The organism is Mycobacterium sp. PO1 (genome assembly GCF_017312405.1).
Taxonomy (GTDB): domain Bacteria; phylum Actinomycetota; class Actinomycetes; order Mycobacteriales; family Mycobacteriaceae; genus Mycobacterium.
The window spans coordinates 1-22,044 of record NZ_BLTG01000041.1 but is presented as its reverse complement, the minus strand read 5'-3'; the positions used below and the strand labels follow the sequence as shown (position 1 = coordinate 22,044).

Below are 22,044 nucleotides of genomic sequence, written 5' to 3'. Positions count from 1 at the left end.
GCGGCTACCCTGCCACACCGTCCGGCATTAGGCTCGGGCGATATGACTGACAACGTCCCGGAACCGACGACCACCAACGTCACCGCGGCGGCCGACAACGCCGAGATCGTGCAGAAGTTCCTGTTCGCCATGGCCCAGGAGGACTTCGACACCGTCGAATCGTTGGCCGCTCCCGACCTGCTCTGGCAGAACGTCGGCCTGCCTTCCCTGCGTGGCCGGGCCCGGATCATGAATCTGCTGCGCCGAGGCCAGGGCCGGATGGGTTTCGCCGTCAAGTTCCACCGGATCGCCCAGGAGGGCAGCACCGTGCTGACCGAGCGCACCGACGCACTGATCTTCGGTCCGGTGCGCCTGCAGTTCTGGGTGTGCGGAACCTTCGAGGTCCACAACGGACAGATCGAGTTGTGGCGGGACTACTTCGACTTCTTCGACATCATGGTCAAGGCCCCGGTGCGGGCGGCGCTGGCTGCGCTCATCCCGTCGAAGCGGGTGTCGTTCTGAGGGCGTTCGCCGCTCACGTGATCGTCGAGCCCCCGAGCGTGCCATCCGGTACGTCGAGGGCGCCCGATAGAAGTGTTCAGGCGCCGCGCAGGCGGCCCAGTTCGTCGAACGCCTGCGCCCAGCCGGTCAACCTGTCTGTCGCCGCGTTGAGCTGCTCACGGTAGCGGCGCTGCGACATCGGCGAACTCGACAGCGACCCCGAGTTCGCCGCCGACACCAATTGCGCAGCCGCCGAGACCATCTCGGTGTACTGGCGGGCACCCCGGTCGAGCTGGGTGGCGAACGCGGCGATCGTCGGCGCCAGATGTGCCCGCGACTGCGGCGCGGCCTTGACCGTCTTCTCCATCGACACCACCTCGGCGGCCGTCGCGGCCATCGTCGCGGCGGTCTGCTCGGCGGCGACCCGCAGTTCGAGCAGATCACCGGCGGGCAACAGCTGACCGCGTTCCATGATCCCGATCAGGGAGAACAACCCGCGCTCGGAGGCGGCCAGCGACGCCATCGACTGACGGGCCGCCGAGCCCCACGGGGGCAACCGTCGCCCCGTGCGGCTTCGCGCGGGAGGGAGAGGCTCTCCACGCAGCCAGCGGTAGCGCAGGAACGCCAGCGTCGCCAGGAACGCGGCGCCCACCGCGATCGGCGACGGAATGAACAGCGCCCACACCGGGGTGCTCCAGGACGCCAGCAGCGCAGTCACCCCGATCCAGAACACCGTGCACACCGAGAAGAACACACCCAGGCGCAGGGCCCACCGCCGCTTGCGCAGCATCTTGGCGCGGGGGTCGGCCGCGGCGTGCAACTTGTCGGCCAGCAGTTCCGACCACTCGGCAGCGGTGTCCACGCCGCGCTGTGTCAGCGACCGCCAGGTGTCTGGTCTGCTGGTCCGGGTGCTCATGACAACGACGTCCTCGAAGTTACTGCGACAGTGGGTTTTCCGGAGTGGGGTTGGGGGTGGCTGACGGCGTGGCCGGGGTCTGGCCGGGCGTGGCGGGGGTAGCGCTCTGGCTGCCCGCGGGCAGCTGCTCGCCCCGCATCGACGCGCGGATCTGTTCGAGCCGCGAGTGTCCCGCCATCTGCACGCTGGCCTGCTGGACCTCCATCATGCGGCCCTGCACCGAGTTCTGGGCGAGCTCAGCGGAGCCCATCGCGTCGGCGTATCGGCGCTCGATCTTGTCGCGAACCTCGTCCAGGCTCGGCGTGGCGCCGGGCGCCGACAGCTCGCTCATCCCCCGCAGCGACGCAGACACCTGCTCCTGCATCTTCGCCTGCTCGAGCTGGCTGAGCAGCTTGGTGCGCTCGGCGATCTTCTGCTGGAGCATCATCGCGTTCTGCTCGACCGCCTTCTTGGCCTGCCCGGCGGCCTGGAGGGCCTGATCATGCAGACCCTTGAGGTCCTCGACACTCTGCTCGGCGGTGACCAGCTGAGCGGCGAACGCCTCCGCGGCGTTGTTGTACTCAGTGGCCTTGGCCGAGTCTCCGGCAGCGACGGCCTGGTCCGCCAACGTCAGCGCTTGGCGGACGTTGACCTGCAGTTTCTCGATGTCGGCCAGCTGCCGGTTCAGTCGCATCTCCAGCTGGCGCTGATTACCGATCACCTGGGCGGCCTGCTGGGTCAGCGCCTGATGCTGACGCTGGGCTTCCTCGATGGCCTGCTGGATCTGCACCTTCGGATCGGCATACTCGTCGACCTTCGAGCTGAACAGCGCCATGAGATAGCGCCACGCCTTGACGAACGGATTGGCCATGGGTTCATTCCGCCTTCGTGTGTGTCGAACTTGCTGACGTGCTGGGACCCAACTTATCGGTTCGGCCCAGATCACCACACCCCTGCACGCCGGAGGGGTCAGGCCACCGCCATCGACGACACATGGGGAATGACGACCTTGGTGCTGACATCGATGCCTGCGGTGCTGGCCTTCTCGACGGCAGCGGCGATCGACTCTTCGTGGGCCATCTCGTCGGCGGCCTCGGTGAGCACCTTCGACAGCGGCACGTCCAGGGCTCCGCAGATGGAGCCGAGCAACTCGCTCGACGGCTCCTTGCGACCCCGCTCCACCTCGGACAGGTAGCCCAGGCTGACCCGAGCAGAGTCGGAGACCTCACGCAGCGTGCGGCCCTGCTCGACTCGGGCGCGGCGCAGCACGTCGCCGATCACCTCGCGCAGCAATGTCGTCATCGCGGTCTCCTCGCCTTGGGGGGTGGGCTCGGTTGCCTCCTTGCCTACCTAGCCCAACGCTCGGTATCGCCCGGATGGTTCCCGACCTGAACACTCGATGTGCAATGACAGGCGCGCTAGCCCCGATCCTGGCCCTCCACCAGCTCACGTAGGCGGCTCAGTGTGGCGCGCACCGCCGCGAACCGGATGTCCCAGCGGGTGCCGTGGAGCACCAGCGCCTCCACCTCGGTGTCCACCGGGCCGGCGATGCCGACGAACACGGTGCCCACCGGATGGCCACCGTGCGGCTCGGGACCGGCCACGCCGGTCACGCCCACTCCCCACGTCGCGCCACAGCGTTGTTGCGCGCCGACGGCCAACGCCCGCGCGGTGGGCTCGGCGACCGGACCGACATCGGCCAGCAGTTCGGGGGCCACCCCGGCCAGGTCGATCTTCGATTCGACGGTGTAGGTGATCAGTCCCCCGCGCAGCACAACGCTGGCTCCGGGCACCCCTGCCAGGGTCGCGGCCACCAACCCCGCGGTCAGTGACTCGGCGGTCGCCACGCTCTGCCGGCGGACAGTCAGGTCGGCGACGAGCGCCCGGGCGTCGTCAGTGACCAGCGGGTCGTCCACGCCAGTCCCTGACCGCCGACACGAAATAGTCCAGGCCGGTGAGCACCGTCAGCACCACCGCCGCGGACATGACCACCCATCCCACCACCAGCCACCCCCCGGACAGCGGCAGCACGAACAGGCCGATCGCCACGGCCTGGACCAGCGTCTTCAACTTGCCTCCCCGGCTCGCGGGGATGACGCCCCGGCGCAGCACCACGAACCGCAGCACCGTCACCGCCAGCTCCCTGGCCAGGATCACTGCGGTCACCCACCACGGCAGGTCGCCGAGCACCGAGAGTCCGATCAGCGCCGCACCGATCAGCGCCTTGTCGGCGATCGGATCGGCCAAGGTGCCGAATTCCGTCACCATGCCGTAGCTGCGGGCCAGCGCGCCGTCGAACCGGTCGGTGATGACCGCCACCGCGAAAACGACGAATGCCACTATCCGCCAGAACGTTTCATGACCGTCCGCGACGAACAACGCCACCAGGAAAACCGGAACCAGCACCATCCTGATGCCGGTGAGCACGTTGGCCAGATTGGCCACGCGCACACGTGGAACCACCGGATCGGTGTGTGGTTGGCCCGGCACTGCCACAGAATACTGGTTGCCCCAACCGATACTCTTCGGTGTGTGAGCGCAGCACCCGCCGAGTCCGACGGTCAGCTCGTCGTGCGGCGGGCACGCACGACCGACGTCCCCGCCATCAAGGCACTCGTCGACATCTACGCCGGGAAGATCCTGCTGGAGAAGAACCTGGTGACGCTGTACGAGTCGGTCCAGGAGTTCTGGGTCGCCGAGCTGCACGGCGAACTGATCGGCTGCGGCGCGCTGCACGTGCTGTGGTCGGATCTGGGCGAGGTACGCACCGTGGCCGTGCATCCCAAGGTGCGGGGCCAGGGAGTCGGGCACGCGCTGGTAGCGCAACTGCTCGCGGTCGCCAAGGAGTTGCACCTGCAGCGGATCTTCGTGCTCACCTTCGAGACCGAGTTCTTCAGCCGTCACGGGTTCGCCGAGATCGACGGCACGCCGGTCACCGCCGAGGTGTACGAGGAGATGTGCCGGTCCTATGACACCGGCGTGGCCGAATTCCTGGATCTGTCGTTCGTCAAGCCCAACATCCTGGGCAACACGCGGATGCTGCTGACCCTCTAGAAGTCGTCCGCCTCGTCCGCGGTGTCCGCGCCGGAAGCATCGCTGCCGCCGCGGATCAGGGCGAGCGTGCCGGCGAGTTCGTCGGGTTTGACGAGTACCTCGCGCGCCTTCGACCCCTCCGAGGGACCCACGATGCCGCGGGTCTCCATCAGGTCCATCAACCGGCCCGCCTTGGCGAAGCCCACCCGCAGCTTGCGCTGCAGCATCGAGGTCGAACCGAACTGCGACGACACCACCAGCTCGACCGCCTGCAGGAAGACATCCATGTCGTCGCCGATGTCGGGATCGACGTCCTTGCGCTCGCCGGCCTTCACCGCGGTGACACCTTCGGTGTACTCGGGTTCGGCCTGCTCTTTGGTCGCCGAGACGACCGCGTGGATCTCCTCGTCGGTGATGAACGCGCCCTGCAGGCGGATCGGCTTGTTGGCGCCCATCGGCAGGAACAGGCCGTCGCCCATGCCGATCAACTTCTCGGCGCCTTGCTGATCCAGGATGACCCGGCTGTCGGTCAGCGACGAGGTGGCGAACGCCAGCCTTGACGGCACGTTGGTCTTGATCAGGCCGGTGACCACGTCGACGGACGGTCGCTGGGTGGCCAATACGAGGTGAATCCCCGCGGCGCGCGCCTTCTGGGTGATGCGCACGATGGCGTCCTCCACGTCGCGCGGCGCGGTCATCATCAGGTCGGCGAGCTCGTCGACGATGGCGACGATGTACGGGTAGGGCTTGTACTCGCGCTGTGACCCCAGTGGTGCGGTGATCTCACCGGAGCGCACCTTGTCGTTGAAGACGTCGATGTGGCGCACCCGGGAGGCCTGCATGTCCTGGTAGCGCTGCTCCATCTCCTCGACCAGCCATGCCAACGCGGCGGCGGCCTTCTTCGGTTCGGTGATGATGGGCGTGATCAGATGCGGAATGCCCTCGTAGGGCGTGAGTTCCACCATCTTCGGGTCGATCAGGATCATCCTGACCTCCTCCGGAGTGGCGCGGGCGAGCAGCGAGACCAGCATCGAGTTGACGAAGCTGGACTTGCCCGAGCCGGTGGAGCCGGCTACCAGCAGGTGCGGCATCTTGGCCAGGTTGGCCGAGATCATCTCGCCCTCAATGTCTTTGCCCAACCCGATGACGAGCGGATGGTGATCGGAGCGGGTGGCCGGATCGGTCAGCACATCGGCCAGCCGCACCATTTCGCGGTCGGTGTTGGGGACCTCGATGCCGACCGCCGACTTGCCCGGGATCGGCGCCAGCATGCGGACACTCTCGGTGGCCACCGCATAGGCGATGTTGCGGTGCAGCGCGGTGATCTTCTCGACCTTGACGCCCGGGCCCAACTCCACCTCGTAGCGCGTGACCGTGGGGCCACGCGTGCAGCCGGTCACCGCGGCGTCGACCTTGAACTGCCGCAGCACCGAGGTGATCGAGTTCTCCATCTGCTCGTTGGCGGCGCTGCGCCGCTTGGGCGGGTCTCCGGCCACGAGCAGGTCGAGCGACGGCAGCGTGTAGGGACCTTCGACGACGCGGTCCAGGGACAGCTTCGCCTCCTTGCGCGGCTTCTTGCGCGCACGGGCGGCCGGCTCAGGAGTGGTCGGCGCATCCGCGATGTCGGGGTCGACCGGGTAGTTGTCCAACGGCGAGCCACCCGGCTTCGGCAGCACCTCGGTGGTCTGGGTGGGCGAAGGCCAGGCCTGGTCTTCGTCGATGCCGTATGCGGCCGGGTCGTCGTAGTAACCGTCGGAGAAATCCTGGGGTGCGCTGCCGTCGGCGGCATCCTGGTCGTCGTACTCGTCGTCATCGTAGTCGTAGTCGTCGCCGAGCCGGGTGGAGAACATCGCCCGCACGGTGGCCGGGACCTCCCGGATGGTCGTACCGGTCACCAGCAGCACCCCGAACAACACGCCGATGAACAGCAGCGGGGCGGCGATCCACGCCGTGAGCCCGTCGGCGAGCGGGCCGCCGATCGCGAATCCGACGAAGCCGCCGGCGTGTTGCCGTGCCGCGGGATCCGACGGCGAACCCGACCACAGGTGCCACAGGCCCAGAGCGGGCACGATGATCATCGCGGTACCCAGGATCAGCCGGGGGCGGGCTTCTGGATCGGGTTCGGAGCGCATCAGCGTGACTCCGAGGACGGCCAGCGCGATCGGGACCAGGACGACCGCGTCGCCGACCAGCACGCGCACGACAGTGTCGAGCCACGCACCGACCGGGCGCGCGGCGTCGAACCACGATCCGGCCGCCACGACCACTGCCAGGCCGAGCAGCGCCAGCGCGATGCCGTCGCGCCGGTGGCCGGGTTCGAGCTCGCGGGCACGGCCGACCGAGCGGGCGGTGCTGCCGGCGCCCTTGGCGAGCATGAGCCAGCCGGCGCGGACGCCGCGGCCCACCGCGGTGCCCGCTGACGAGACGATCGACGGGTCGCGCGGCGCCGGCTTGCGGCGCTGCGCGGCCGGACGCGCGGGCCGCGACCCGCCCCGCGAACCGGCCTTTGACCTGCTCGGACGGGCAGAAGAGCGAGCCGCGGTCTTACTAGCCATGGGTGCAAGCCTAGTCGCAAGGACCTCACATGCACCATCTGCCACACTGGTAACAGATTGGTTTCGATCCCTCGCCGCGGTCCGTCGATCGCGTAATAAAGTGGACAACTGTCCAGCACATGCTCAGCGAGGAGTCCCCATGCCTGTCGTTGTCGTCGCCACCATGACCGCCAAGTCCGATTCCGTGGACAAGGTCCGGCAGGCATGTCAGCAGGCGGTCGAAGCGGTGCATGACGAGCCCGGGTGCCAGCTGTATTCGCTGCATGAAGCCGACGGAACCTTCGTCTTCGTCGAACAGTGGGCGGACGCCGACGCTCTCGGCGAGCACAGCAAGGCGCCGGCCGTCGCCACGCTGTTCGGGACCATCGGCGAACTGCTCGACGGCGCGCCCGACATCAAGATGCTGCAGCCGGTCGTCGCGGGTGATCCCGCCAAGGGCCAACTGCGCCCGTAGTCTTTCCCAGCATGGGCGAGCTCACCGGCAAGGTCGCATTCATCACCGGCGCCGCTCGCGGTCAGGGCCGGGCCCACGCGGTCAAGCTCGCGGCCGCAGGCGCCGACATCATCGCCCTGGACCTGTGCGAGCAGATCGCGTCCGTGCCCTACCCGCTGGCCACGCCTGAGGACATGGATGCCACCGTCAAGCTCGTCGAGGAGACGGGTGCGCGGATCGTGGCTTGTCAGGCCGACGTGCGCGACCGCGACGCCGTCAAGGCCGCGGTTCGCTCCGGGACCGAAGCCCTGGGCGATCGGCTCGACATCGTGATCGCCAACGCCGGCATCGCACCCATGGCGGCCGCGGAGGCCTGGCAGGACGTCATCGACGTCAATCTGACCGGCGTCTATCACACCATCGACGTGGCGATGAAGCCGATGATCAAGTTCGGCAACGGCGGATCCATCGTGCTCACCAGTTCGGTCGCAGGACTCGTCGGCCTGGGGTCGCCGGTCGGCGGCTCGGTGGGCTACGCCGCGGCCAAGCACGGCATCGTGGGCATCATGCGGGTGTATGCGAACTTCCTTGCGCAGTACAGCATCCGGGTCAACTCGGTACACCCGGCCGGCGTGAACACGCCGATGATCGACAACGAGTTCACCCGGTCCTGGCTGGACGGCATCGCTCAGGAGAGCCAGGGCGGGCCGGACATGGGCAACGCACTTCCGGTGCAGGCGCTGGAACCCGAAGACATCGCCAACGCGGCGTTCTGGCTGGTGTCCGACGCGGCCCGCTACGTCACCGGCGTGACGCTGCCGGTCGACGCCGGCTACGTCAACAAGCGCTGATTGCCACAGTGTCCGGCAACCCCGCGGCCCAGACCGCACTCGGCCCCATGGTGCTGGCGGCGATCGAGCACAACGAGTCACCGGGCAGACGCCTCGTCGACGACGATCTGGCCGAGTCGTTCCTGCCCGCGCGGTGGCGTTGGCTGGTCCGGTCGGCACGGACAGGCGCGGTGCGCCGAGCTCTCGCCGCGGCGTCGGAGCGATCGGGTCCCGGACTGTGGGCCAGCATCGCCTGCCGCAAGCGCTACATCGACGAACGGTTGTCAGATCCGCTCAACGACGTCGACACCGTCGTCGTGCTGGGCGCCGGACTGGACACCCGGGCCTGCCGGATCGCCCGCCACAGCGACATGCCGGTGTTCGAGGTCGACCAGCACGTCAACACCGAGCGCAAAGCAGCGGTATTACAGCGAGTGCTCGGCGCCACACCCCCATCGGTGCGGCTCGTCCCGCTGGATTTCGAGACGGAACCGTTGATGCCGGCGCTGCAGGCAGCGGGCTTCCGGCACGGCGATCGCACGTTCTTCATCTGGGAGGGCGTCACCCAGTACCTGCGCCCTGAGGCCGTGCGCAGCACTCTCGACCAGCTCAGAGACGCCGCACCGGGAAGCCGGCTCGTCTTCACCTACATCCGACAAGACTTCGTCGACGGCACCGACCTGCATGGAGCCGAGGCGCTCTATCGCCGATTCCGGCAACGACGGCAGGTGTGGCAGTCGGGCCTGGTCCGCGAAGACGTCGGAGAACTGCTCGACGAGTACGGCTGGCGTCTCGTCGAGCAGGCTGGTCCGAGCTACTTCCGCGACACCTACATCCGTCCCACCGGCCGCACGCTGTCCGCGTCACAGCTCGAGTGGACGGCGCTGGCGGAGCGCTGACGAGGTGGTGCGCCGATGAGGTGGCGCGCCGATCAGGGGCGTGCACACTTTCGGCGACGAGTGGGTACCCCACCGGCAACGGTGGCAGACGACCACCCGCAGAAGGCAGCTTGCCATGACGATGACCACGACGAGGGCAGAGAACGCGTCGGTGTTGATCGCGCGAAAGCGACAACCCGCGGCGATTCACGGAGTCGCCGACCGGCGGTCCGACGGTCAGATCCGTCGCCGCGTCGCGCAGACCGCGACCGTGCTCGTCGCCGACGACGAGCCGCGTATCGCCTCGCTGGTGGCGCGCGGACTCACTGCCCATGGCTTCGCGGTGCGGGTGGTCGCCGACGGCGCCGCGGCACTGTCTGCGGCGCGAAGCGGCCAGGCCGATCTACTGGTCATCGACATCGACCTGCCCCGTCTCGACGGCATCGAGGTGGTGCGGCGTCTGCGCGCCCAGGGCGTCGAATTGCCCGCCCTGATGCTGCGACCGCGCGGCAGCGCCACCGGGGCCGTCGTCGGAATGGAGGGACAGGCCGACGACTACCTGTGCACCCCGTTCCGCTTCGAAGAACTGCTCGCCAAAGTGCGAAGGTGGCTGTCGCCGGCCGGACGGACCCCCGAGCCGACCCAGCTGACCCACGGCGATCTGCGGCTCGATCTGACCGCACGTCGCGCCCATGTCGGTGACTACTTCGTCGACCTGTCGGCCCGTGAATGCGCGCTGGCCGCGAAGTTCCTCCGCCACCCCGGCGAGGTGCTGTCCCGCCAACACCTGCTGAGCACGGTGTGGGGACACGAGCATGCCGCGAGTTCCAACGTCGTCGACGTGTACGTCCGATATCTGCGCAGCAAACTAGGTGCCCGCCGGTTCGTCTCGGTGCGCGGTCTGGGCTACCGGCTCGACCAACCCGCCCGCTGAACCAGCTCGGTCAGCCGATCTCGATCACGGTCGGCACGATCATCGGCTGTCTGCGGTAGGTCTCCCCCACCCACTTGCCGACCGTCCGGCGAACCGCCTGAGCGATCCTGGTCGGGTCGGTGATGTTCTGCGAGGCAAGGTTCTCCAGCTCGGCCTCGACCTTGCGAGCTACCGCCTCGAGTGCCTTGGGGTCCTCCGAGAAGCCGCGAGAATGCAGGTGCGCGGGCGCCGCGGCCTTCCCCGTGCCGCGCCGGACGACCACGGTGACCGCGACGAAACCCGAGGACAGGATGAGCCGCTCCCCCAGTGTGGCATCCCCGACATCGCCGGTGATCAAGCCGTCGACGAACATCTTGCCCACCGACACCGCGCCGGCGATGGTCGCGCGTCCGGCCACCAGGTCCACGCTGACACCGTTCTCGGCGACGACGATGTTGTCGTGCGGCACGCCGGTGCGCGCGGCCAGCGCGGCGTTGGCCCGCAGCATCCGCCAGGTCCCGTGCACGGGCATGACGTTGCGCGGCCGCACGCCGTTGTAGAGGAACGCCAACTCGCCGGCGTAGGCGTGCCCGGAGACGTGGACGCGCGCCTGCTGGTTGGTGACGACGCGGGCGCCGATCTTGGCCAGTGAATCGATCACGCCGTACACGGCTTCCTCGTTGCCCGGGATCAGCGACGAGGACAGGATGATCAGGTCACCGTCCGTCAGCGTGATGCTGCGGTGCTCACCGCGCGACATTCGTGACAGGGCGGCCATCGGCTCGCCCTGGGTGCCGGTGGTGATCAGCACGACACGGTCGGCCGGCATCATCTCAGCGGCGGCGATGTCGAGCACATCCTCGTCGGCGACGTCGAGATAACCCAGCTCCCGGGCGATGCCCATGTTGCGCACCATCGAACGTCCGACGAACGACACGCGCCGTCCCAGTGCCACGGCAGCATCGATGATCTGCTGCACCCGGTAGACGTTGGAAGCGAAGCACGCGACGATGACGCGGCCCTCGGCGCCGCGGATCAACCGGTGCAGCGCCGGGCCGATCTCACTTTCCGACGGTCCGACACCCGGGATGTCGGCGTTCGTGGAGTCACACAGGAACAGGTCCACGCCGGCGTCACCCAGCCGCGACATCCCGGGCAGGTCGGTGGGTCTGCCGTCCAGTGGCATCTGGTCGAGCTTGATGTCCCCGGTGTGCAGCACCGTTCCGGCACCGGTGTGGATCGCGATGGCGAGGCAGCCGGGGATGGAGTGGTTGACGGCGAAGTACTGGCATTCGAACACGCCGTGCTCGGAGCGCTGCCCTTCGGAGACTTCGACCAGGACGGGCTTGATCCGGTGCTCGCGGCACTTTGCCGACACCAGTGCGAGCGTGAACTTCGATCCGACGATCGGAATGTCGGCGCGCAACTTGAGCAGAAACGGGATCGCACCGATGTGGTCTTCGTGCGCGTGGGTGACGACGACCGCCTCGATCTCGTCGAGCCGGCGCTCGATGTGCCGCAGGTCGGGCAGGATCAGGTCGACGCCCGGTTCGTCGTGCGTCGGGAACAAGACGCCGCAGTCGACGATCAACAGTCGTCCCAGATGCTCGAAAACGGTCATGTTGCGACCGATCTCGTTGATGCCGCCCAACGCGGTGACGCGCAGGCCGCCTGGGGCCAGGGGCTCCGGTGGGGTGAACGCTGAATCCACTAGCGGCCCACTACCTCAGCACCGCGGCGGCGCGCATGTCGGCGGCCAGCGCCTCGATCTGTTCGGCGTTGGCGGGCATCTGGGGCAGGCGCGGATCACCGGCCTCGAAGCCCTGTAGTCGCAGACCCTCCTTGGCGAGCGTGACACCGCCGAGGCGCATCTGCGCCCCGCACAGCGGACCCAGTGTGACGCTGATCTTGCGCGCGGTGGCGACGTCGCCGGAGTGGAACGCCGTCATCATCTCCCGCAGCTGACTGGTGGCCACGTGCCCCCACACGCTGACGAACCCGACGGCGCCCATTGCCAGCCACGGCAGATTCAGCGAGTCGTCGCCGGAGTAATACGCCAGCCCGGTCTCGGCGATGATCTGCGCGCCGCCGTGCAGGTCCGCCTTGGCGTCCTTGACCGCGACGATGTTGGGGTGCTGGGCCAGCGCCCGCAGCGTGTCCCACGCGATCGGCACCACTGAGCGCGGCGGGATGTCGTAGAGAACGATCGGCAGATCGGTGCTGTCGGCGACAGCGGTGAAATGGGCCAGCAGCCCGGACTGCGGCGGTCGCGAGTAGTACGGGGTGACCACGAGCAGCCCGTGGGCACCCTCAGCGGCGCACGCCTTGGCCAGGTGCATGCTGTGCGCGGTGTCGTAGCTGCCGGCTCCGGCGATGATGCGGGCCCGGTCACCGACGGCCTCCAGCACCGTGCGCAACAGCGCGATCTTCTCGTCATCGGTGGTCGTCGGGGATTCGCCGGTGGTCCCGGACAACACCAGCCCGTCGCACCCCTGGTCGATCAGATGGGTGGCCAGCCGGGCGGCCGCAGCGGTATCGAGCGTGCCGTCGGGCTTGAACGGAGTAACCATGGCGGTCAGCAACGTGCCCAAACGGGCGGGGGCGTCGAATCCGCTGGTACTCACGGGCAACTAGGTTACCTGCTCAGCCCACGCGCTCACGAATGCCTTTCGGGCTACGCCCCGGTGCCGGCCGGGTCGGCTACGCCGCCGTGTCTGCCGGGTCGGCTACGCCCCGGTGCCGGCCGGGTCGGCTACGCCCCGGTGCCGGCCGGGTCGGCTACGCCCCGGTGCCGGCCGGGTCGGCTACGCCCCGGTGCCGGCCGGGTCGGCTACGCCTCCGTCGCCAGGGGGCTCGTCGCGACCTCGGTGCCATCAGCGAGTTCAGCGATCTCGAAGTCGGAGAAGACCTGCGGCGCGAGATCGATGAGCTGACGCAGACAGGTGATCGCCAAGCGCCGGATCTCCACGTCGGCGTGCTCGCTGGCGCGCATCGCGATGAAGTGCCGCCATGCCCGGTAATTGCCGGTGACCACGATGCGCGACTCGGTGGCGTTCGGCAGCACGGCCCGGGCGGCCTGGCGGGCCTGCTTTCGGCGCAACACCGCGGTCCGCTCACCGGGCTGGTCGGCCATGAACTTGGCCTCCAGACGGGCCAGCAGCTCGGTGTAGGCCGCTCGGCTGGCATCGGCGGCGGCGGACAGGATCTCCACCAGTTCGGGGTCGTCGTCGACACCGGGCGGCGCCACCACCTCGGCCTGGTCGTCAGGCACGTAACGCTGGGACAGCTGCGAGAACGAGAAGTGCCGGTGCCGAACCAGCTCGTGGGTGCACGACCGCGAGATGCCGGTGACGTAGAACGTCACCGAGGCGTGCTCGAGTGCCGCGAAGTGACCGACATCGATGATGTGGCGCAGGTACGAGGCGTTGGTCGCCGTCCGCGGATTGGGCTTCGACCAGCTCTGATAGCAGGCTCGCCCAGCGAACTCGACCAGCGCCGGGCCCCCGTCGGCATCGGTCTCCCAGGGGACGTCGGGCGGCGGGCAGAATTCCGTTCTGGCGATCAGCTGCACCCGCAGCGGCGCGATCTCGGCCACGGCGTGAGCCTAACGCCATCACCCCACCAGCCTTCGTCGAGACTGCATCAGCGGCGGGGTGCACTCGCACTTCGCCGCCATGAGCGCAGCGCCAACAAAGGTTAGGGTGATCCATGGCCGCCCCCCACCTCGCCGCCCGCCTGCTCGATGTGATCGAAGACGACATCCTGCCGCTGACGGAGCGCGGGGTGGCCGCGGGTAACAAGGTGTTCGGCGCGGCCCTGCTCGCCAAGACCGACCTGTCGGTGGTCATCGCCGGAACCAACGACGAGACCGCCAACCCGCTGTGGCATGGCGAGGTGAACACCCTCAGGCAGTTCTACGAGTTGCCGCAGCGCCCGGCCACCGAAGATCTGCTGTTCCTGAGCACCCATGAACCGTGCACGTTGTGCATGTCGGCGATCACCTGGGCCGGGTTCGACAACTACCACTACTTCTACAGCCACGAGGACTCGCGGGACAGCTTCGCCATCCCGCACGACCTGAAGATCCTCAAGGAGCTGTTCGGCCTCGACCCAGGTGGTTACCGCCGCAGCAACGAGTTCTGGACCGCCTACGCGATCGGCGACCTGATCGACGCGCAACCCGAGCCGCAGCGACAGAGGTTGCTCTCCCAGCGCGACCGCATCCGCGGCCGCTATGACGCACTGTCCCGTCGCTATCAGCAGCACAAGGGCGACAACGAGATTCCGCTCAGCTAGCCGTCGCCTTCGGACTGCTCCAGCGGGCAGTGCTCGACGCGATCGCCGCCGGCGCGCTTGGCGGTGTACATCGCCGAATCGGCCATCCTGATCAGGCGGTCGACGAACTCCGACGCCACCACCGCTACGTGCGGGTCCATGACCGCAGAGCAGGTGCCCAGACTGGCGGTGACGCCGAACGGTGTCGAGGCGATGCCCTGCCGGATGCGTTCGACGATCGCGCGGTGACGGGCGACGAACTGGGTGTCGGCGATGACGAATTCTTCGCCGCCCAGACGTGCGATCGCGGCGCCGGCGTCGCAGCTCTCCCTCAGCACGGCCGCGACACTGACCAACGCCTGATCCCCGACCGCATGCCCCTGGGAGTCGTTGAGCCGCTTGAAGTTGTCGAGGTCCACCATCGTCACGTTCAACCGCCTGCGCAGGCTCGGCGGCTGTGCCGCGATGAGCTCTGCGACGGCATTGGAGAAGGAACGCCGGTTCAGCAGCCCGGTGAGCGGGTCACGGTCGGAGTTGCGCAGATCGATACGCAGCGAATGCACCAAAGAGAAGATCCCGAAAGGGATTCCGACGTTCAGCGCCGTCACGATCAGCGCCGCAGCCACCGTCAGCGCCACATCGCCGGTCTCGACCACCAACCGGGCCGCGGCGACGACAGCACACGCCATGCCCAGGGCGAGATTGGCCAGCACATGGCCGACCGCGTGGAAATACGCCAGGAATCCGCCGATCACCGCGAACACAGTGCAGCCCATCAACGCGCCGTAGGCGTTGGACAGCGACAGGCACGTCGCGGCGATACACGCGCTGCAGATGATGTTGTAGGCCACCGAACCTCGTCGGCTCGGCCAGGTGAACAACCACACCAGTGACGCGCTGCCTGCTGCGGCCGCCGCGGCCACCGCAATCCATCTGGCCAGCGGGGTGTCCGGCCCCACCGGACTGCCCAGCATGACCAACGGCACCGCCGCCAGGCAGATGGTGAAGACGAAGGTTGCGATCCGCCACTGCGTCTGCAGTCCGCGGTCCAGCAGGTATGCACCGAACCAGTCGAACTGGTCGGCCTCCCGCCACACCGTCGCCATGCCGGACCGGTGGGTACGCTACTGCGGGTTCGCGGCGACGAACTGGACGACGGCCTCCGCGAGTTCGACGCCCTTGTCCTCCTGAAGGAAGTGCCCGGCCTCGGTGATGGTCACGTGCGTCTGACCCTCGGCGCCCGGGATCTGCTTGCGTAACAACGGCTCCGCAGCCCGGGTGATCGGATCGGAGTCGGAGAACGCGCACAGGAACGGCTTGTCGAATGTCCGGAGGACCTCCCACGCGGCCCGGTTTGCCGCGGAGGCCGGGTCGTCAGGTCGCGTCGGCACCAGCATCGGGAACTGGCGCGCACCGGCCTTGAAGGATTCGTCGGGAAACGGCGCGTCGTAGGCCGCGGCCACCTCGGGTGTGAGCTTTCCGACGCAGGCACCCCCGATGATCTTGCCGACCGGGAAGTCCGGTGACTCCTGGCTGAACTGCCGCCAGGCCAGGAAGGCCTCTCCCGGATCGAGGTCACCGGTGGGCAGCACGGTGTTGGCCGCCACGACGCGGGCGAACCGCTCGGGGTGTTCGCCGACCAGCCGCAAGCCGATGAGCCCACCCCAGTCCTGGCACACCAGCGTGATGTCGGTCAGTCCGATCGCTTCGATGGCTGACCAGGTCCAGTCGACGTGTGCCTGGTAGGTGTAGTCCTCACGCCGGGTCGGCTTGTCGCTGCGGCCGAATCCGACGAGGTCGATGGCCACCGCCCGCAACCCGGCTCGGGTCAGAACCGGGATCATCCGCCGGTACAGATAGCTCCACGACGGCTCGCCGTGGAGCAGCAGCACGACCTCTCCGTCCGGCGGCCCTTCGTCCAGGTAGTGCATCCGCAGCCCGTCGACGTCGACGTAGTGCGGCGCGAACGGATAATCCGGCAGGTCGGCGAATCGCTCATCGGGCGTGCGGAGGAAGTCCACGGTTCGGCTCCTTTGCTGAGGCAACGAATACGCTACTCGGTTCCAGCGGGCTGTCCCACCGCACGTAACAGCGCCGGCGCCAGGTCACCGCGCGCTGCGACGGTCACCGCGTCCAGCCCGAGCCAACCGGCCATCGCGGACAGCTCGCGTGCCATCGGGCCGGCCACCCGCGCGGCCTCACATCCGTCCTCGACGAACGCACCGAGCACCATCAGCGCACCTGCCGCCCTGTCGGCCTTGAGGTCGACGCGGCCCACCATCTTGCCGTCGAGCAGGAACGGCCACACGTAGTAGCCGTAGCGCCTCTTCGGAGCGGGCGTGTAGATCTCGATGCGGTAGTGGAACCCATCGAAGAGGCGCTCGACGCGGGGCCGGAAGAAGATCAGCGGGTCGAACGGGCACAGCAGCGCCGTGCCTCTGTCCTGGCGGGGGATCACCTGACCGACACGCAGGTAGGCAGGCGCGCTCCATCCCTCGACATCGACGCGCTCGAGGTACCCGGCGCCGACCAGATCGGCCAGCGCTGGCTTGACCTGCGCGGCAGCCAGCCGGAAGTAGTCGCGGATGTCGGCTTCGGTGCCCACCCCGAGAGCCGAGGCCGCCCGCAGGCACAGTTCCCGCACCGCGTCGGCCTCGTCCACCTGCCGGTTCAGCACCGCGGCAGGCAGCACCCGCTCGGTGAGTTCGTAGTGCCGGGCGAACCCGATCCGCGTCGCGGTTGTCAGCGCCCCCGACGACCACAGCGCCTCGGCCACCCACTTCGTCTCACTGCGATCCCACCACGGCCCCTTGCGGCCACGCGGTTCGGACTCCAGATACGCCTCGATCTGGCCCGCGGTACACGGACCCAGTTCGGCGACGGCGGCCAGCACTTCCTCGGCGAGCCGCGCGTTCTTCTTGACGATGTCGGTCCCCCACCGACCGTGGCGGTACTGCCGCATCCGCCATCGCAGCAGGGGCCAGTCCTCCACCGCCATCAGCGCGGCCTCGTGCGCCCAGTATTCGATCAGCAACCGCGGCGACCGCTCCGAGTGACTCCAGGCGGCCCGGTCCAGCACGTCGCGATCGTAGGGGCCGAGTCGGCTGAACACCGGCGCGTAGTGAGCCCGCACCGCCACCGACACCGAGTCCAGCTGCAGCACCTGCAGCCGAGCGATCAGGCGCTTGAGGTGTGCCCGGGTCACCGGTCCGCGGGGAGCGGGTTCATGAAAGCCCTGCGCCGCCATCGCCACCCGCCGCGCCTGCGCGGCGGACAGCGTCGTCACGCGCGGATGTAGGTGTAGTACCGGTACCGCAGACCCGACGAACTGTCCTGCCAGTCGCCCGCGGTACCGAACCATGCCTCGTCAAGCAGTGGGGCGAGCACGTCGTCGTCCTCACGGTGGATGTCGATGTCGACCTCGGTGACCTCACACCGGCCGGCCAGCGGCAACGCCAACCCGTAGACCTGGGAACCCCCGATAACCCACGCGTCGTCGAGCGGGGCGTCCTCGAGGCTGCTGACCACTTCTGCTCCGTCTGCCACGTAGTCAGCATGCCGGGTGAGTACGACATTCCGGCGCCCCGGCAGCGGCCGGAAGCGCGCAGGCAACGACTCCCAGGTGGTCCTGCCCATGATGACGGTGTGGCCCATGGTCAGCTCCTTGAAGCGAGCCATGTCTTCCGGGACGTGCCAGGGGATGGAGTTGCCACGCCCGATCACCCCGGATGACGACTGCGCCCAGATCAGCGTGACGTCACTCATACGGCGACGGGCGCCTTGATCGCCGGGTGCGGGTCGTAGTTGATGATGTCAACGTCCTCGTAGGTGTAGTCGAAGATCGAATCTCGCGGCGCGAGAACGAGTTCCGGATAGGGCCGCGGCTCGCGGGTCAGCTGCTCGGCGACCTGCTCGCGGTGATTGTCGTAGATGTGGCAGTCTCCTCCGGTCCAGATGAACTCGCCGACGCTGAGGCCGGCCTGTGCCGCCATCATGTGGGTCAGCAGGGCGTAGCTGGCAATGTTGAACGGCACTCCCAGGAACAGGTCGGCGCTGCGCTGGTACAGCTGACAGCTCAAGCGGCCGTCGGCCACGTAGAACTGGAAGAAGGCGTGGCACGGGGGCAGCGCCATCTGGGCGATCTCGCCGACATTCCACGCCGAGACGATGTTGCGCCGTGAGTCCGGATCGGATCTGAGCAACTGCAGCGCGGCACTGATCTGATCGATGTGCTCCCCGGACGGCGTGGGCCACGACCGCCACTGGACACCATAGATCGGACCGAGATCACCGGTGGGAGAAGCCCATTCGTCCCAAATCGTGACACCGCGCTCCTGCAGCCACCGCACGTTGGAGTCGCCGCGCAGGAACCACAGCAACTCATAGACGATCGACTTGGTGTGCACCTTCTTCGTGGTGATCAGCGGGAAGCCCGCGGTGAGGTCGAAGCGCATCTGATGGCCGAAGACGCTGCGGGTACCTGTGCCGGTGCGATCCGCCTTCGGCGTCCCCGACTCGAGCACCAGACGCAACAGATCTTCGTAGGGGGTGGCGATCGGCACGTGCCCTAGCTTACGTGGACCACCCGGGAGTAGAACGGAACCCATGCCGAGCATCTCCGACACCGTCACCACGGCGGACGGCGCCTGCCCCGTCACACTGCACACCCCGGACGGAGAGGGCCCCTGGCCCGCAGTGGTGATGTACCCGGACGCCGGAGGGGCGCGCCCGACGTTCCGGGCGATGGCCGACAACCTCGCCGGGTACGGCTACGCGGTGCTCGTCCCTGACGTGTACTACCGGGAAGGAGACTGGGCGCCGTTCTCGATGGCGACGGTGTTCTCCGACGACGCCGAACGCAAGCGGCTGTTCGCGATGATCTCTTCGGTGACGCCCGAGCGCATGACCACCGACGCCGACGCGTTCTTCGACTACCTCGACGCGCGCGCCGAGGTGCGCGACCAGGCCTTCGGCACCACCGGATACTGCATGGGCGGTCGAACATCACTGATGGTGGCGGGCCGGTTGCCCAAACGGGTCGCCGCAGCGATGTCCTTCCACGGCGGCGGCCTGGTCGCCGACGATCCCGCCAGCCCCCATCTGCTCGCCGACCGTATCCAGGCCGCCGTCTACGTCGGCGCCGCCCAGGACGACCGGTCGTTCACCACAGAGGACGGTGAAACTCTGGACAAGGCCCTGACCGCGGCCGGGGTGCGGCACACGATCGAGTGGTACCCGGCATTGCACGGTTTCGCGGTCCCCGACAACGCGCCGTACGACGAGGCGGCGGCTCAGCGCCACTGGGAGGCGACCCAGAGGTTCTTCGCCGCCCATCTGGGCTGACCGGCTATCCGTGTCGGCCCGTCTTGCCGGTCCGCGCGAATGCATTGCGGACATCGCGCACGATGTAACCGAGCACGGCAATGTTCACCGCGATGAGCACGATGAACATCAGCAACCAGTTGGTGCGGGCATGGTCCACGTGCCACCAGATGATGGTGAACAGCACGGTGGTGACGAGGATCAGCACGTCTTTCCAACCGCCGAAGCCGGTGTAGCGCGACGCGGCTTCTCGCAGCTCCCGGCTCTTGTCCGTCGCATCGATGAGGCTGTCGATGCGCTGATCGATGCTGCGCTGCAGCCGGGCACGCCGCTCGACTTGCTCTGCGGGGATGCGGTCGAGCAGGTCGAGATCCTTGGTGATGATCGCTCGGATGTCGGGCGGCTTGATGTTCCCCGCGGCTGCGCCGAGCAGCGCGCCTCCGGCGATAGGCGCTCCGGCGAGTGCGATTTCGGCGAGACCGGGCATGAGACTCCTTGGTCGAGCGGTCAGCGAAACTGCGTGGCGCCGACGACCCCGGCGATGGTGACGAGCACGACCGCGCCAAGGAGCAATGTACCGAGCCAGGTGCGGAAGACTTCCGGATCGCCCTGCGCACAGCTTTGGCGGACTGAGCGCTGTCAACCCATCAGATGCGCCGCGACGGTCCCCCCCAGGTTCCAGCACGCTTCGAGGTCGTCCTTGCTCGGCTTGCCCGCAACCACGACGGTGTCGGATGCCTTGACCCACCCCAGACCTGCGGTGATGCCGTCGACAGCCCGTTGCGCACCCTCGGTTCCCTCATTGCCGTGCAGCCAGAGCCCGAACGGGCGCCCCTGTGTGGCATCGAGGATCTGGTAGTACGACGTGTCGAATGCGTGCTTGAGCGCACCGCTGATGTAGCCGAGGTTGGCCGGCGTGCCGAGAACGTAGCCGTCGGCGTCGAGCATCTCGGCCGCCGCGACCGTCAGTGCCGGGCGCCGGAGCACCTCGACCCCCTCGATCTCGGGATCGGTCGCTCCGGCGACAACAGCCTCGAGCATCTCCTGACAGTGTGGCGACGGCGTGTGGTGAATGATCAGCAGACGGGCCATCAGGTAGAACTCCGCTCCTCCATGTGCACGGCCTTCTTCATGGTTTCGCGAGCACGCGGGCGGTCGCCGGCATAGTCGTACGCACGTGCCAATCGATACCAGCGGCGCCAATTGTCCGGGTCGGCCTCGAGTTCGGCGCGCACCGTCGCAAACAGTGCGTCCGCGGCGTCGCGCTGGATGCGGCCCGACGGCATTCTCGGGAGGGCGCTGACGTCGAGTTCGAGCCCTTCGTCCCGGATGATCCGGCCCAGGCGCTGGTGGGCGAGACCGGCGCGCAGTGTCGCAACCAGGACCCACAAGCCGATGAACGGCAGGATCATCAGGGCCAGTCCCAGCCCGACGGCGGCGGCTTCCCCCGAGGAGATGAACGCCCACGCGATGCGCCACAACAGGAAGAAATAGGCGATGAGCGCGACGCACATGAAGCCGATCAGCAGCTGGATCCGCACCGCGCGTCCGCCCTCGCTCATGACAAATCGAGCAGCGGTTCGATACCGACCGTGAGGCCGGGGAACTCTTGGATCCGGCGGACCGCCAGTAGGACGCCGGGAACGAACGAGGTGCGGTCGATGCTGTCGTGCCGGATCGTCAGCGTCTCACCCTGAGTACCGAACAGCACCTCTTGGTGGGCGACGAGACCGGCCAGCCGGACGGAATGGACGGGGACACCATCGACGTCGGCGCCCCGGGCCCCGTCGAGCCCGGTACTCGTCGCGTCGGGGTTGGGCGGCAGCTCATTTCGCGCTTCGGCGATCAGCTTGGCGGTCCGCACTGCGGTCCCGGACGGAGCATCGGCCTTGTACGGATGGTGCAGTTCGATGACCTCGACCGACTCGAAGAACCGCGCGGCCTGGGCGGCGAAGTGCATCGACAGCACCGCACCGATAGCGAAGTTCGGGGCGATGAGCACGCAGGCGTCGGGCTTGTCGGCCACCCATCGGCGCACCTGGTCCAACCGTTCATCGGTGAACCCGGTGGTGCCGACCACGGCGTGAACGCCGTTGTCGATGCAGAACTTCAGATTGTCCATCACCACACTGGGATGGGTGAAATCGATGACGACCTCGGTGTTCGTCTCCGTGAGCGCCTCGAGCGGGTCGCCGGCGTCGACGCCGGTGGTGAACGTCAGATCTTCCGCACTCTCGACTCCGGCCACCATGGCGGCGCCGACCTTGCCCTTGGCGCCCAGCACTCCGACTCGCATGGTTCAACCCTAACGTCCGCAGTCGGCTCCGCTCGGGGTGACCTCTGAAACCTCTTTTGTCACTGTGGTTTCTGTGGTCACATCCGCGGGCGGATCTGTCGGGGTGTCGAACTAGTGTGCGGCTCCTCAGGTTC

26 protein-coding genes are annotated in these 22,044 nt (G+C 68.0%); 8 read left to right on the top strand and 18 right to left on the bottom strand.

What is annotated here, in order from left to right:
- Positions 1–42: 42 nt before the first annotated feature.
- A complete protein-coding gene (locus J3476_RS15295) occupies positions 43–501 on the top strand; it encodes a limonene-1,2-epoxide hydrolase family protein (RefSeq protein ID WP_207067276.1) in 459 nt (152 codons plus the stop codon).
- 76 nt (positions 502–577) lie between these two features.
- On the opposite strand, the gene J3476_RS15290 is transcribed toward J3476_RS15295, so the two are convergent.
- From J3476_RS15290 to pgsA, 5 genes are all read right to left on the bottom strand, one after another.
- Positions 578–1,396: a hypothetical protein gene (locus tag J3476_RS15290; RefSeq protein ID WP_207067275.1), complete on the bottom strand. Its 819-nt coding sequence runs from the start codon at positions 1,394–1,396 to the stop codon at positions 578–580.
- A 19-nt stretch (positions 1,397–1,415) separates the two neighbouring features.
- Complete coding sequence (gene pspA, locus J3476_RS15285; RefSeq protein WP_207067274.1) at positions 1,416–2,246, bottom strand: phage shock protein PspA; 831 nt, start codon at positions 2,244–2,246, stop codon at positions 1,416–1,418.
- A 98-nt stretch (positions 2,247–2,344) separates the two neighbouring features.
- Positions 2,345–2,677, bottom strand: coding sequence for a transcriptional regulator ClgR (gene clgR, locus J3476_RS15280; protein WP_152516792.1), 333 nt, complete (start codon positions 2,675–2,677; stop codon positions 2,345–2,347).
- 116 nt (positions 2,678–2,793) lie between these two features.
- Positions 2,794–3,291, bottom strand: a complete 498-nt coding sequence (locus tag J3476_RS15275; RefSeq protein ID WP_207067273.1) for a CinA family protein — start codon at positions 3,289–3,291, stop codon at positions 2,794–2,796.
- Positions 3,269–3,865: a CDP-diacylglycerol--glycerol-3-phosphate 3-phosphatidyltransferase gene (gene pgsA, locus J3476_RS15270; protein ID WP_207067272.1), complete on the bottom strand. Its 597-nt coding sequence runs from the start codon at positions 3,863–3,865 to the stop codon at positions 3,269–3,271. Before pgsA ends, J3476_RS15275 begins: the two co-directional genes overlap by 23 nt.
- Positions 3,866–3,907: 42 nt before the next feature.
- Between pgsA and J3476_RS15265 the strand changes: the two genes are divergently transcribed.
- On the top strand, positions 3,908–4,429 hold the full coding sequence (locus J3476_RS15265; RefSeq protein ID WP_207067271.1) for an amino-acid N-acetyltransferase: 522 nt from the start codon (positions 3,908–3,910) through the stop codon (positions 4,427–4,429).
- On the opposite strand, the gene J3476_RS15260 is transcribed toward J3476_RS15265, so the two are convergent.
- Positions 4,426–6,963 carry a DNA translocase FtsK gene (locus J3476_RS15260; protein WP_207067270.1) on the bottom strand — a complete coding sequence of 846 codons (2,538 nt, stop codon included), beginning with the start codon at positions 6,961–6,963 and terminating at the stop codon, positions 4,426–4,428. The two genes, J3476_RS15265 and J3476_RS15260, sit on opposite strands and share 4 nt — an antisense overlap.
- A 139-nt stretch (positions 6,964–7,102) precedes the next feature.
- Here J3476_RS15260 and J3476_RS15255 point away from each other — a divergent pair, with 139 nt between their 5' ends.
- The 4 genes from J3476_RS15255 to J3476_RS15240 all read left to right on the top strand — a co-directional run bounded on the left by J3476_RS15255 (position 7,103) and on the right by J3476_RS15240 (position 10,038).
- Positions 7,103–7,417: a putative quinol monooxygenase gene (locus J3476_RS15255; RefSeq protein ID WP_207067269.1), complete on the top strand. Its 315-nt coding sequence runs from the start codon at positions 7,103–7,105 to the stop codon at positions 7,415–7,417.
- A gap of 11 nt (positions 7,418–7,428) precedes the next feature.
- Entirely contained in the window at positions 7,429–8,247 is an 819-nt protein-coding gene (locus J3476_RS15250) for a mycofactocin-coupled SDR family oxidoreductase (RefSeq protein WP_207067268.1), read from the top strand.
- 8 nt (positions 8,248–8,255) lie between these two features.
- On the top strand, positions 8,256–9,125 hold the full coding sequence (locus tag J3476_RS15245) for an SAM-dependent methyltransferase (protein WP_207067267.1): 870 nt from the start codon (positions 8,256–8,258) through the stop codon (positions 9,123–9,125).
- Positions 9,126–9,240: 115 nt separating this feature from the next.
- Positions 9,241–10,038, top strand: coding sequence for a response regulator transcription factor (locus J3476_RS15240; RefSeq protein WP_286183139.1), 798 nt, complete (start codon positions 9,241–9,243; stop codon positions 10,036–10,038).
- A gap of 10 nt (positions 10,039–10,048) precedes the next feature.
- Here J3476_RS15240 and J3476_RS15235 read toward each other — a convergent pair whose 3' ends face one another.
- From J3476_RS15235 to thyX, 3 genes are all read right to left on the bottom strand, one after another.
- Complete coding sequence (locus J3476_RS15235) at positions 10,049–11,728, bottom strand: ribonuclease J (RefSeq protein ID WP_207067266.1); 1,680 nt, start codon at positions 11,726–11,728, stop codon at positions 10,049–10,051.
- A 10-nt stretch (positions 11,729–11,738) separates the two neighbouring features.
- The gene (gene dapA, locus J3476_RS15230; protein ID WP_207067265.1) at positions 11,739–12,641 is read right to left on the bottom strand and encodes a 4-hydroxy-tetrahydrodipicolinate synthase; all 903 of its coding nucleotides are present in this window, start codon (positions 12,639–12,641) and stop codon (positions 11,739–11,741) included.
- 206 nt (positions 12,642–12,847) lie between these two features.
- Positions 12,848–13,612: an FAD-dependent thymidylate synthase gene (gene thyX / locus J3476_RS15225; RefSeq protein ID WP_207067264.1), complete on the bottom strand. Its 765-nt coding sequence runs from the start codon at positions 13,610–13,612 to the stop codon at positions 12,848–12,850.
- A 113-nt stretch (positions 13,613–13,725) separates the two neighbouring features.
- On the opposite strand from thyX, the gene J3476_RS15220 reads away from it, so the two are divergent.
- Positions 13,726–14,313, top strand: coding sequence for a nucleoside deaminase (locus J3476_RS15220; RefSeq protein WP_207067263.1), 588 nt, complete (start codon positions 13,726–13,728; stop codon positions 14,311–14,313).
- Here J3476_RS15220 and J3476_RS15215 read toward each other — a convergent pair.
- Genes J3476_RS15215 through J3476_RS15195 form a run of 5 tightly spaced genes read right to left on the bottom strand, consistent with a single transcriptional unit; the run spans position 14,310 to position 18,854 of the window.
- On the bottom strand, positions 14,310–15,398 hold the full coding sequence (locus tag J3476_RS15215; protein ID WP_207067262.1) for a diguanylate cyclase: 1,089 nt from the start codon (positions 15,396–15,398) through the stop codon (positions 14,310–14,312). The genes J3476_RS15220 and J3476_RS15215 overlap by 4 nt on opposite strands.
- A gap of 18 nt (positions 15,399–15,416) precedes the next feature.
- Positions 15,417–16,313: a haloalkane dehalogenase gene (locus J3476_RS15210; protein WP_207067261.1), complete on the bottom strand. Its 897-nt coding sequence runs from the start codon at positions 16,311–16,313 to the stop codon at positions 15,417–15,419.
- Between the two features lie 32 nt (positions 16,314–16,345).
- Positions 16,346–17,539: a winged helix-turn-helix domain-containing protein gene (locus tag J3476_RS15205; RefSeq protein WP_286183154.1), complete on the bottom strand. Its 1,194-nt coding sequence runs from the start codon at positions 17,537–17,539 to the stop codon at positions 16,346–16,348.
- 35 nt (positions 17,540–17,574) lie between these two features.
- A complete protein-coding gene (locus J3476_RS15200; RefSeq protein ID WP_207067259.1) occupies positions 17,575–18,057 on the bottom strand; it encodes a dihydrofolate reductase in 483 nt (160 codons plus the stop codon).
- Positions 18,054–18,854 (bottom strand): thymidylate synthase, encoded by an 801-nt coding sequence (locus J3476_RS15195; protein WP_207067258.1) that lies wholly within the window; start codon positions 18,852–18,854, stop codon positions 18,054–18,056. Before J3476_RS15195 ends, J3476_RS15200 begins: the two co-directional genes overlap by 4 nt.
- A gap of 43 nt (positions 18,855–18,897) precedes the next feature.
- Between J3476_RS15195 and J3476_RS15190 the strand changes: the two genes are divergently transcribed.
- Positions 18,898–19,635 (top strand): dienelactone hydrolase family protein, encoded by a 738-nt coding sequence (locus J3476_RS15190; protein ID WP_207067257.1) that lies wholly within the window; start codon positions 18,898–18,900, stop codon positions 19,633–19,635.
- Positions 19,636–19,639: 4 nt separating this feature from the next.
- Here J3476_RS15190 and J3476_RS15185 read toward each other — a convergent pair whose 3' ends face one another.
- The 4 genes from J3476_RS15185 to dapB form a co-directional block, all read right to left on the bottom strand.
- Positions 19,640–20,101 carry a hypothetical protein gene (locus J3476_RS15185; RefSeq protein ID WP_207067256.1) on the bottom strand — a complete coding sequence of 154 codons (462 nt, stop codon included), beginning with the start codon at positions 20,099–20,101 and terminating at the stop codon, positions 19,640–19,642.
- Between the two features lie 152 nt (positions 20,102–20,253).
- Entirely contained in the window at positions 20,254–20,706 is a 453-nt protein-coding gene (locus J3476_RS15180; RefSeq protein ID WP_207067255.1) for a flavodoxin family protein, read from the bottom strand.
- A complete protein-coding gene (locus tag J3476_RS15175) occupies positions 20,706–21,176 on the bottom strand; it encodes a hypothetical protein (RefSeq protein ID WP_207067254.1) in 471 nt (156 codons plus the stop codon). Before J3476_RS15175 ends, J3476_RS15180 begins: the two co-directional genes overlap by 1 nt.
- Positions 21,173–21,910: a 4-hydroxy-tetrahydrodipicolinate reductase gene (gene dapB, locus J3476_RS15170; protein ID WP_207067253.1), complete on the bottom strand. Its 738-nt coding sequence runs from the start codon at positions 21,908–21,910 to the stop codon at positions 21,173–21,175. The genes J3476_RS15175 and dapB overlap by 4 nt, the downstream gene beginning before the upstream one ends.
- Positions 21,911–22,044: the final 134 nt, after the last annotated feature.

What these genes read in the sequence shown, in the direction of transcription:
- clgR (WP_152516792.1), bottom strand. Translation starts at nt 2,677, where the DNA reads ATGACGACATTGCTGCGCGAGGTGATCGGCGACGTGCTGCGCCGCGCC.
- J3476_RS15205 (WP_286183154.1), bottom strand. Translation starts at nt 17,539, where the DNA reads ATGGCGGCGCAGGGCTTTCATGAACCCGCTCCCCGCGGACCGGTGACC.
- J3476_RS15180 (WP_207067255.1), bottom strand. Translation starts at nt 20,706, where the DNA reads ATGGCCCGTCTGCTGATCATTCACCACACGCCGTCGCCACACTGTCAG.
- J3476_RS15260 (WP_207067270.1), bottom strand. Translation starts at nt 6,963, where the DNA reads ATGGCTAGTAAGACCGCGGCTCGCTCTTCTGCCCGTCCGAGCAGGTCA.
- J3476_RS15175 (WP_207067254.1), bottom strand. Translation starts at nt 21,176, where the DNA reads ATGAGCGAGGGCGGACGCGCGGTGCGGATCCAGCTGCTGATCGGCTTC.
- dapB (WP_207067253.1), bottom strand. Translation starts at nt 21,910, where the DNA reads ATGCGAGTCGGAGTGCTGGGCGCCAAGGGCAAGGTCGGCGCCGCCATG.
- J3476_RS15290 (WP_207067275.1), bottom strand. Translation starts at nt 1,396, where the DNA reads ATGAGCACCCGGACCAGCAGACCAGACACCTGGCGGTCGCTGACACAG.
- J3476_RS15255 (WP_207067269.1), top strand. Translation starts at nt 7,103, where the DNA reads ATGCCTGTCGTTGTCGTCGCCACCATGACCGCCAAGTCCGATTCCGTG.
- J3476_RS15250 (WP_207067268.1), top strand. Translation starts at nt 7,429, where the DNA reads ATGGGCGAGCTCACCGGCAAGGTCGCATTCATCACCGGCGCCGCTCGC.
- J3476_RS15215 (WP_207067262.1), bottom strand. Translation starts at nt 15,398, where the DNA reads ATGGCGACGGTGTGGCGGGAGGCCGACCAGTTCGACTGGTTCGGTGCA.
- J3476_RS15185 (WP_207067256.1), bottom strand. Translation starts at nt 20,101, where the DNA reads ATGCCCGGTCTCGCCGAAATCGCACTCGCCGGAGCGCCTATCGCCGGA.
- J3476_RS15240 (WP_286183139.1), top strand. Translation starts at nt 9,241, where the DNA reads ATGACGATGACCACGACGAGGGCAGAGAACGCGTCGGTGTTGATCGCG.
- J3476_RS15220 (WP_207067263.1), top strand. Translation starts at nt 13,726, where the DNA reads ATGGCCGCCCCCCACCTCGCCGCCCGCCTGCTCGATGTGATCGAAGAC.
- J3476_RS15295 (WP_207067276.1), top strand. Translation starts at nt 43, where the DNA reads ATGACTGACAACGTCCCGGAACCGACGACCACCAACGTCACCGCGGCG.
- J3476_RS15200 (WP_207067259.1), bottom strand. Translation starts at nt 18,057, where the DNA reads ATGAGTGACGTCACGCTGATCTGGGCGCAGTCGTCATCCGGGGTGATC.
- J3476_RS15190 (WP_207067257.1), top strand. Translation starts at nt 18,898, where the DNA reads ATGCCGAGCATCTCCGACACCGTCACCACGGCGGACGGCGCCTGCCCC.
- pspA (WP_207067274.1), bottom strand. Translation starts at nt 2,246, where the DNA reads ATGGCCAATCCGTTCGTCAAGGCGTGGCGCTATCTCATGGCGCTGTTC.